Here is a 9266-nt window from a genome sequence, read left to right on the forward strand (position 1 = left end):
AGTTGGATTAGCGTGTAAAATACTACCTCACAATTTCATCGAGTTAATTGATGCGTCAATTGGTCACATTAGAGGAAGAAAAGTAGATATCGTGCCTGATTTTTTAACTGGTGGTTCTGCAGACTTTTCTAATTATAATGGAGGATTAAGAGGTGGAAAAGTAAGAGTAAGAGCGAAGATTAGACAAGAGGATAAAAAGACACTTATTATATCCGAAATACCTTTCGGAACAACGACTTCAAGCTTAATTGAGTCCATTATCAAAGCAAATGATAAAGGAAAAATTAAGATGAAGAAGATTGAAGATAATACAGCTGAATTTGTAGAAATCATTCTTCAACTTCCACCAAATACTTCTCCGGATAACACAATAGATGCACTTTATGCATTTACAGATTGTGAAATGTCTATCTCGCCTAATGCCTGTATTATAGAGGACGATACTCCAAAGTTTATTTCGGTAAACGAAATGCTTAAGATTTCAACGAATCTTACGGTTAAGTTATCTCAGATGGAACTTGAGATAAAGCGTAATGAGCTAGAATCTCATTGGCATTTTACTTCTCTTGAAAAGATATTTATTGAGAATAGAATATATCGTGACATTGAAGAATGCGAGACTTGGGAAGCCGTAATTGAAGCGATTTACAAGGGCTTAAAGCCTCATTTGAAGAAACTGAAACGCGAAATTACAGATGAAGATGTAGTTCGGTTAACAGAAATTAGAATAAAACGAATTTCGAAGTTTGATGGCTTTAAAGCCGACGAGTTACTTCTCCGTATTGAAGATCAGTTAAAAGAAGTAAATCATCATTTAGATAATCTTAAAGATTACGTTGTTGCTTATTTTAAAGAACTTAAGAAGAAATACGGCGAAGGAAAAGAGAGAAGAACCGAGATCAAATCTTTTGAAACAATCGTAGCCTCTAAAGTGGCAGTTGCGAACATTAAACTTTATATAAATAGAGAGGATGGTTTTGCGGGCTATGGTTTAAGAAGAGATGAGTTTGTTTGCGATTGTTCTGATATTGATAGCATAATAGTTATTCGCAAGGATGGTGTTATGATCGTATCAAAGATCACAGACAAGGCATTTTTCGGTAAGAATATATTACATATAGGTATCTGGAAAAAAGGAGATGATAGAACTATCTATAACATAGTCTATCAAGATGGTAAGGCAGGCAATATAATGATGAAGAGATGTGCTGTTACTTCCATTACACGAGATAAGGAATACCCTCTAACAAAGGGGAAGGAGCATTCTAAAATTCTTTACTTCTCTGCAAACCCGAATGGAGAAACTGAAATTATTAGAGTTGTACTTAAGGCGCAGGCAAAACTGAAGAAGTTGAAATATAATATTGACTTTGCGGATTTAGCTATAAAAGGTAGAGGAGCCTCAGGTAATATATTGTCTAAGCATGCGGTAAGTAAAATTTATTTGAAAGAGCAAGGTGCGTCATCCTTGGGAGCAATTAAAATCTGGTTCGACGATACGGTTCAGCGATTAAATACAGAAGAAAGAGGGGAGTTACTTGGTGAATTCTCTGGTGAAGACAAGATATTAACTGTGATGCAGTCAGGGAGTTTTCAATTGTGTTCGTTTGATCTAAGTACACACTTTGAAGAGGACATGATTATTATTGAAAAGTGGATTCCTGAAAAGCCGTTGTCTGCTGTGTACTATGATGGGGATAAGAAGGAGTATTTCGTTAAACGGTTTCTAATTGAAGGTGGATACAAGAAAATAGGCTTTATCTCAGATCATACAGAGTCTTATCTCGAAATACTTTCTGTAAACCTTAAACCTAAGATTGATATTACGTTCTCGAAAGTCAAAGGAAAAGAATTCGACAATGAGATAGTTCAGCTTGAAGAATTTATAGGAATCAAAGGATTTAAAGCTTTAGGGAATAGATTGTCCACTAAGAAAATAAGAGGGATTGATTTGATTCCACTTACGGAAGAAGAAGAAGTTAAAGATCTAGAGGAAATTCAAAAAATGATTCCTGTTGAGCCTGAAGTGAAAGTTGAGGAAGAAGAAGGTCTTGGACTCGATGTAGAAGATTCAACTCCTGGTAAAGATGAAATTAGTAAAGAAGCTGATAATGAGGAGCCTAAGAAGTCTTCAGTCCTTAAGAATTTAAAGAAAAAATCATTGAATGACGAGGATCAATTTAAAATGGAATTTTAATCAAGCTTCTAAAATTAGCAATATCCAGTTTATTGAAAGCATAACAACTGCAATGCTATAAAGTATTAATGTTTGCTTTAATGATTTCCGAATCTTTTTCTTACTGTCTAGTCTTATTTTGAGAGCAAAGCCGAATACGATAGTCGCTAGAATGCTAATAGTAAAATAGTGCCATAAGCTGAGAGGCATGAACACTCTCAGTACTACTGCTGATGAAATAGCAATAGATAAATAAGATAAAAAATTTCCTGTGCTATATTTCGACATTTGATTACGCTTGTCGTTATAAAATTTGATTCATTATTTCACCAAGTGATTCTATAGTAATTCGCTTGGCAACAATTTTCATATGATCGTCTAGAACGAAAACGACTGGCGTACTATAAATATCAAATTTCTTTCTTAGATCAACGGTTCTTTTAACATCGTTTACGTTAATCCAATTTAATTCATTTTCTTGAATGAAATCATTCCAGTCTTCTATTTCAGGCATAATGCCTACTGCATATACTTCAAGGTCTTCACGACTATATTTTTCGTAAATTTCTTTGAGCTTAGGTGTAGCTTTTTTGCAGTGACCACAGTCGGGGTCCCAAAACCAAAGTACCGTGTACTTCGATTTGATATCATATAAGGAGACGTCATTACCAGAAGCATCAGCCAGTACCAAATTGTTTATCTTTTTACCGAGCAATAGAGGTTTTAAGATTGTTGCTCTTTCTTTAATTGTTGCAAGCTGAGTAGAATCTACCCAAGTTACTTTGTCAGTAAGATAATAGTTGAATGCCATATGAACAAACACAGCATCCATACCCATAGCTTTCGATTTCTCATATTTTGTTCCAAACTTCACTACGAAATATTTAAAAACGTCTGGATCTACTATCGCTTTACTGAGTACAATATCAATTGCTACACTAATTGAATCAGGATCTTGCGGTACTACTTTTTCGATATACCTCATAACCTTTTTGTGCAGGATAGGTGATCTTAACAATCTTACATCACCTAAGTCAATATTATCTAAGAAATGAGTTTTGTAGTATTGATATGTTGAAATGGAATCTCTATCTCCATTTGGCAAAGCTGGGAATTCTGGGATTACAGGATCATTCATTGCCTTGAACATGGCGCTAATAAAAAAACCTTCATTATTGTTGATTATATCCTCACGTACTTTATCAACATTCGTTCTTAAATTGGATAGAATCTCATCATATATTGCAATTGAATCCTTATCAGTTCCTAATTCTTCTTTCTTCTCATTTATTTCTTTTGATTTTATTTGTGATTCACCCACTAGATTTAGATAATTGAAAAATAATTCATTTTCCTTGGATCCATCAATTTTCATGTTTTTAACGAAATTAGAAGTGTCCGTTTCTAAAGTAAAGTGCTGTTCGTTAATAATGAATTCAAAGTATTTACCTCCTGGTATAATAATCGAGTATACTCCACCAGGTAACGTGTCGGAGCCTTTGAACACTAGATAACCATCTTGATTAAAATTTGCAGTGTCTTTGTAATATTGTTTCTCACCATAATAATTTGCCAAGTAGCAAACAGAATCTGTAACTCCAGTAATCTTTACTTTAATGTTATGTCCAGGAAGTTGGGTTTTGCATGATGTGTAAAATAGACTGCTTAGAATAACTAAGGAAAGTCCAATGAAAGTAAAAGGTCTAAAAACTAAACTCATGATTGTAGGCATTAGATGATAAGTACAAATTTAATTTTATTGGTCAATTTCGAGGTGTATTCTACTTTGATTTTTTTAATTTGAATACAGCTATTAAGTCTATAATAGTTGCTGCGAATAACCCTATTTGTTTAACTCAGATAAAAAATGGTATCTTTGGGCCGACGTCGAGTAGAATTAAATTAATATTAAATACAAAAAAAGGAAACGAAATGAATACATTAAATAAATTAATCGGATTGTGTTTTGTTGCTCTTTTGAGTTTGTTTGTTGCTTGCGGGCAAGAAGCAGCTACAGAAGAAACAGCAACAGAAGAAGCAGCAACAGAAGAAGCAGCTACTGAAACTGAAGTAGCCGAAGAAGCAGATGCAGCTGGAGAAGAATTAGCTGAGCACGTTTGTAACGAAGGTTGTTCTGCTGAAGGATGCAAATTGTTATGTGGTGAAAAAGGACATGAGTGTACTGAAGAGTGCGGTCATGATCATTCTGAAGAAGGTGAGTCTGAAGAAGGCGAAACTGAAGAAGCAGCTGCAGAAGAGACTATCGAAGGATAGTCTTTTAAATAGTTTTAAAAGAGGGGCCAAGTGCCCCTTTTTTTATGCCCGCATATTTCTGAATGTCATTTAGGTCTTGAGTTAGAACGATATAATCTAGATCTTCCGACAACCATATTCCTTAACGTTTGTATAAGCATTTTCTTAGTTTTTTGTCTATTTTTAAGTCCCTTTAAATGTGAGGGAATAAGGAGATTATTTATTTAACATTATGACAGAAGAAAAAACAACAGCAGGGAAACCTGTAATCACATCATCCAAAGATTTTAATTTAACCACAAGAGATGGTAAGCCAATTGAGGTTCCTCACGAGGGCTCTATGGGGATATTAGCTCTTGGTCACGTTGGGCTTTTTGCCTGGAGAGCCAAAAGAAAAGAACTTGGAATTTTCCCTTTTGATAAGGAAACACAAGTAAAGCTTAAAGAGGCCGAGGTTAAAAGACAGGAGAAATTGAATAAAAGGAAAGAAAAATAGCCTTTATAGAATATTGAAATAAGAAAGAAATGGGCAAAAGACTCGCGAAAAAAGTATTAGTAATTGGTTGGGATGCAGCTGACTGGAAGGTTATTAATCCGTTAATAGACGAAGGTAAGATGCCTGCGTTGGAGAAATTAATTAACAGAGGAGTGATGGGTAACTTTGCTACCCTTGAACCACCTTTTTCTCCAATGTTGTGGACATCTATCGCTACTGGGGTTAGAGCAGATAAGCATGGAATACTTGGATTTACGGAGCCGAGTCCTGATGGTAGTGGAGTGCGACCTGTATCCTGTACCTCGAGAAAAGTAAAAGCTATTTGGAATATATTAACGCAGCACGATTTAAAGACTAATGTAATCGGATGGTGGCCAAGTCACCCTGCAGAACCTGTTAATGGTGTAACGGTATCCAATTTATACCAAAGAGCAAATAATGCCTTAAATGAGGGATGGCCTATGTTGCCAGGAACTGTTCATCCACCAGAATTAGAAGATACTTTCGCTACGCTAAGAATTCATCCCGATGAGTTAACTCAAGCCCATATTCAACCATTTGTACCACATTGTGCAGAAGTTGATCAGGATAGAGATTCTCGATTAGGTGGGCTATCTAAAATTATTGCAGATGCCGCAAGTATTCATTCTGCTGCTACTTGGACAATGGAAAACACAGAATGGGATTTTATGGGTGTTTATTATGATGCAATAGATCATTTTGGACACGGTTTTATGAAATTTCATCCACCGCAAATGAATGGTGTTCCAGATGATATATTTAGAATGTACAAGGATGTGGTCAATGCAGGTTACCTCTACCATGATATGATTTTAGATAGATTGATTACGTTGGCTGGAGAAGACACCACTATCATGTTGATATCTGATCATGGATTTCATTCTGATCACTTGCGTCCTGGTACGTTACCCAAAGAGCCAGCAGCACCAGCTTTGGAGCATAATCCATTTGGCATAGTTGTAATGGCCGGACCAAACATTAAGAAAGATGAGCGTATTTATGGAGCTACTTTATTAGATGTAACACCAACTATATTAACCCTATTTGGATTACCAGTTGGGGAAGACATGGAAGGACATTCACTTGTTCAGGCGTTTGAGGATGAGGTAACTGTTGATTCAATTCCTAGTTGGGAGAATATTAAAGGTGAGGATGGTATGCATCCTAAAGATCTTGCAACGGATGAAGAAACATCTAAAGAGGTAATGCAGCAGCTAATTGATTTGGGGTATATTGAAGATCCAGGTCCTAATGTTCAAATATCTATAGATAGAACGGCTAAAGAGTTAGAATTTAACTTAGCACGTGTATTTATTGGCGCTCGGAAATATGTAGAGGCTATTCCTATTTTGGAAAAGCTTTACAAAGCAGAACCGGATGAGTCTAGATTTGCGCTTAGATTGGCCACTTGCTATCAGCAATGTTTTAGAATGGAAGAATGTAGAGAGGTAATTACTGATCTACGTGACCTTCAGGCAAAAAAGAAACAAGAGAAAGAAGACAAAAAGGTTGAAATTGAAGCTAAAGCCGTAGAAATGCGGAAGAAGCGTGAGGAGGAAATCGATCGTCTCAAAGCAGAAGGGAAGGATCCTGAAAAAGAACTTAAAAAGAAAAAGGTAAGAGGACGAAAGAGGCAGCAAGGAAGATCTGATATGGTTGAAGGGGCAGGGATGCCATCAGTAGACTTTTTAGAAGGTTCATTGCTTCTAGGTGAGAGCAAGCCGAAAGAAGCCCTTAAATTCTTTTTGTTAGCATTAGATGGTAATCCTAGATCAACAAAAATTAATTTGCAAGTGGCAAGATGCCATATGCAACTTAAATCGTGGGATGAAGCTCAAAAGAGTTTAAAGTTTGCTTTAACAATAGATCCTGATTTATCCGAAGCGTTTCATTCTTTGAGTATTTGTCATTTAAGGAAGAAAGAATATTCTGAAGCTATTGAGAATGCATTAAATGCAGTTGGGTTGATTTATCATTTCCCGTTTGCGCATTATCACTTAGGCGAGGCTCTTTATCACTATGGAGAGGTTGAACGAGCATCTGAGGCATTTAACGTGTGTTTATCTATGGCTCCTAATGTGGGAAAAGCTAGAACTTGGCTAATTAAGATTTATGAGGAATTAGGTGAGCAAGTAAAAGCCGATAAGCAAAAAGAGATTTTACAAGAACTTAGTAAAGGTAACTTGACAATAGTATCAGGATTGCCAAGATCTGGTACTTCTATGATGATGCAGATGCTTGAGAAAGGCGGGCATGAAATGTTTGTTGATGGAGAAAGGTCTGCCGATGAGAGTAACCCAAAGGGATACCTTGAGCACGAAGCAGTGAAAAGATTAGCTCGAGATGCCACATGGTTAGAGGACGTTGGAGAGGGAGCTGTAAAAATCATATCTCACCTTCTAAGAAATTTACCAGTTAAGTATAATTACAAAATAGTGTTTATGCTTCGAGATGTAGAAGAGGTAGTTACTTCGCAAAACGAAATGCTTAAACGAGATGGTAAGTCTAAAGGAGATGCATATCCAATGAACATAGATTTAGCTTTTAGGAAAAACTTAGAGAATATTGAAACCTGGGTTAAGAAGAATCAAAATATTGATATCCTTTATGTAAACCATATAGACGTTCTAGCAGATCCATTAGCAAATGCAAAAAAGGTGAATGCCTTTTTAGGTAAAACAATGGATGTAAAAGAAATGGCTTCGGTTGTTGATAAAAGCTTACATAGAAGTAAGTCTAGATCTAAAGGTGCAGAAGAAGTGAGCTAGTAGGATTCGATGAGTCTTGTATATTTTAGCTGCTTTATTATCAATTACTTCTAGAAGTAATACAGAGATTAATGGGTTACGAAAAGCTAAATAGTGAGACTTTAACAAAGCTGTTAACTTATTCTGGAGTAGCGATATCCGTCATATCATCTTCAGTAAAAGTTGAAGCCGAAACGATTCTGGTAGATATTAGTCCAGACACTACTTTGTTTTGTGCATCTTCGGAATCTTTAATAATAGATTTCAATAGCGATAACATTCCGGATCTTACGATAACTGCGGCTATTAGCACAATTTCTAATGCGCCATATGTTGGAGTTAGTTTTGTTCAAGGATATGCTGTAGGCTATACATGGAGTTCCGTTACGTCATATGGTTGGGCATTCGCCCTTCCACAATCATTTGTGGTTGATGCCAATGCGAATTTTCTAGCAACACGTTACGCTTCGTTAGTTTATTGGAATGGGAGTAAGGCAAATCCCAATACAAGCTACAATCTAGAAATTGATTACCCATGGGTTCAAGGCCTATATGGACCCAATACCAGTGGTGCTTCATATACCGGTCTGCATAATGTTTATATGGGCTTGAAGTTTTATATCGATGGTAATGAACATTATGGCTGGGTAAACATGCAGGTGAATTCTCAAGAATATCCTGGCGTACGAGTAATATCATATGCGTATGAAGATCAGTCAAATACTGCAATTATTACCTCTATTAGTAAAATTGAAGAGATTGTGTTTGATATTTACTCGTTTGAGAATACAATATTTATTAGCAACGTAAGGGAGTCGGACCTTATGCTGCGGATTATGACTATTGATGGAAAGATGGTCTTTGAAGATCAGATTAGTCAAGGTGATAACGTAATAAATACTGGTCTTAAAGAAGGCATTTTCTTAACAACTATATCTAACGGTACTGAATTAACTTCTGTTAAGTTGTACTTGAATCGTTAATATCTAGTCCCGGTTATCATAATTTATCTTGGTATTAATTGTATTATTGTCTAAACAAAGCTCAAAAAATATGAAAACAAACAAACAATCTTTAAGTTTTACAAAACTAACAGCATACTCTGTTGCGGCAGGAGCAGTATTGTCTTCTTCAAGCGCCGAGGCAATTGTTGTAATATCAAGCGTGGAGTCAGGTTTAATGTACAGTAATGTAAATCCAAACGATACTTTAGACATAGCTGGTTTTAGTTTAGATCTTGATACGAATGGTGTAGATGATATTATGTTTTCCGTTTCAGCAACTGTAGCTGGGTTTGCAACTGTTTCATCCTCATCTGTTACAGCCCCTGGTGGTAGTTATACTAGCTGGGCGTGGAAATCGGGATATGGTAATGGTGCTCTTGCTAATAATGCTAACGCGTTAGGCTCTAATGCGATACTTGGAGTTGATACCGTGGCAAAAGGAATTGCTAGCGGAGATACTATTAAAGGTGATATTTGCTTTAATACAGGAAATAACTTGTTGATGGGTGCGGATTTTACAGGATGGGTTTCTGCAACTACTTACGCATCTGAAAGCAATGATCCAGTTG

At 36.2% G+C, this 9266-nt stretch carries 8 protein-coding genes; 6 read left to right on the plus strand and 2 right to left on the minus strand.

The window, feature by feature from the left end; genetic code table 11:
• A partial coding sequence (locus HRT72_05810) for a DNA gyrase/topoisomerase IV subunit A (GenBank protein ID NQY67221.1) occupies positions 1-2197 on the plus strand: 2197 nt, incomplete at its 5' end.
• On the opposite strand, the gene HRT72_05815 is transcribed toward HRT72_05810, so the two are convergent.
• Together HRT72_05815 and HRT72_05820 are read right to left on the minus strand one after the other, a co-directional pair.
• Entirely contained in the window at positions 2198-2464 is a 267-nt protein-coding gene (locus HRT72_05815) for a hypothetical protein (GenBank protein NQY67222.1), read from the minus strand. It lies immediately after the preceding gene.
• 16 nt (positions 2465-2480) lie between these two features.
• Positions 2481-3896: a redoxin domain-containing protein gene (locus HRT72_05820; protein NQY67223.1), complete on the minus strand. Its 1416-nt coding sequence runs from the start codon at positions 3894-3896 to the stop codon at positions 2481-2483.
• Positions 3897-3976: 80 nt separating this feature from the next.
• Between HRT72_05820 and HRT72_05825 the strand changes: the two genes are divergently transcribed.
• The 5 genes from HRT72_05825 to HRT72_05845 all read left to right on the plus strand — a co-directional run.
• A complete protein-coding gene (locus HRT72_05825) occupies positions 3977-4450 on the plus strand; it encodes a hypothetical protein (protein NQY67224.1) in 474 nt (157 codons plus the stop codon).
• A gap of 211 nt (positions 4451-4661) precedes the next feature.
• Positions 4662-4925: a hypothetical protein gene (locus HRT72_05830; protein NQY67225.1), complete on the plus strand. Its 264-nt coding sequence runs from the start codon at positions 4662-4664 to the stop codon at positions 4923-4925.
• A 29-nt stretch (positions 4926-4954) separates the two neighbouring features.
• Positions 4955-7714 carry an alkaline phosphatase family protein gene (locus HRT72_05835; protein NQY67226.1) on the plus strand — a complete coding sequence of 920 codons (2760 nt, stop codon included), beginning with the start codon at positions 4955-4957 and terminating at the stop codon, positions 7712-7714.
• A 71-nt stretch (positions 7715-7785) separates the two neighbouring features.
• Positions 7786-8676, plus strand: a complete 891-nt coding sequence (locus HRT72_05840) for a hypothetical protein (protein NQY67227.1) — start codon at positions 7786-7788, stop codon at positions 8674-8676.
• Positions 8677-8746: 70 nt separating this feature from the next.
• The coding region (locus HRT72_05845; GenBank protein ID NQY67228.1) for a hypothetical protein at positions 8747-9266 on the plus strand (520 nt) is incomplete at its 3' end.

It is taken from the genome of Flavobacteriales bacterium (assembly GCA_013214975.1).
Classification (GTDB): domain Bacteria; phylum Bacteroidota; class Bacteroidia; order DT-38; family DT-38; genus DT-38.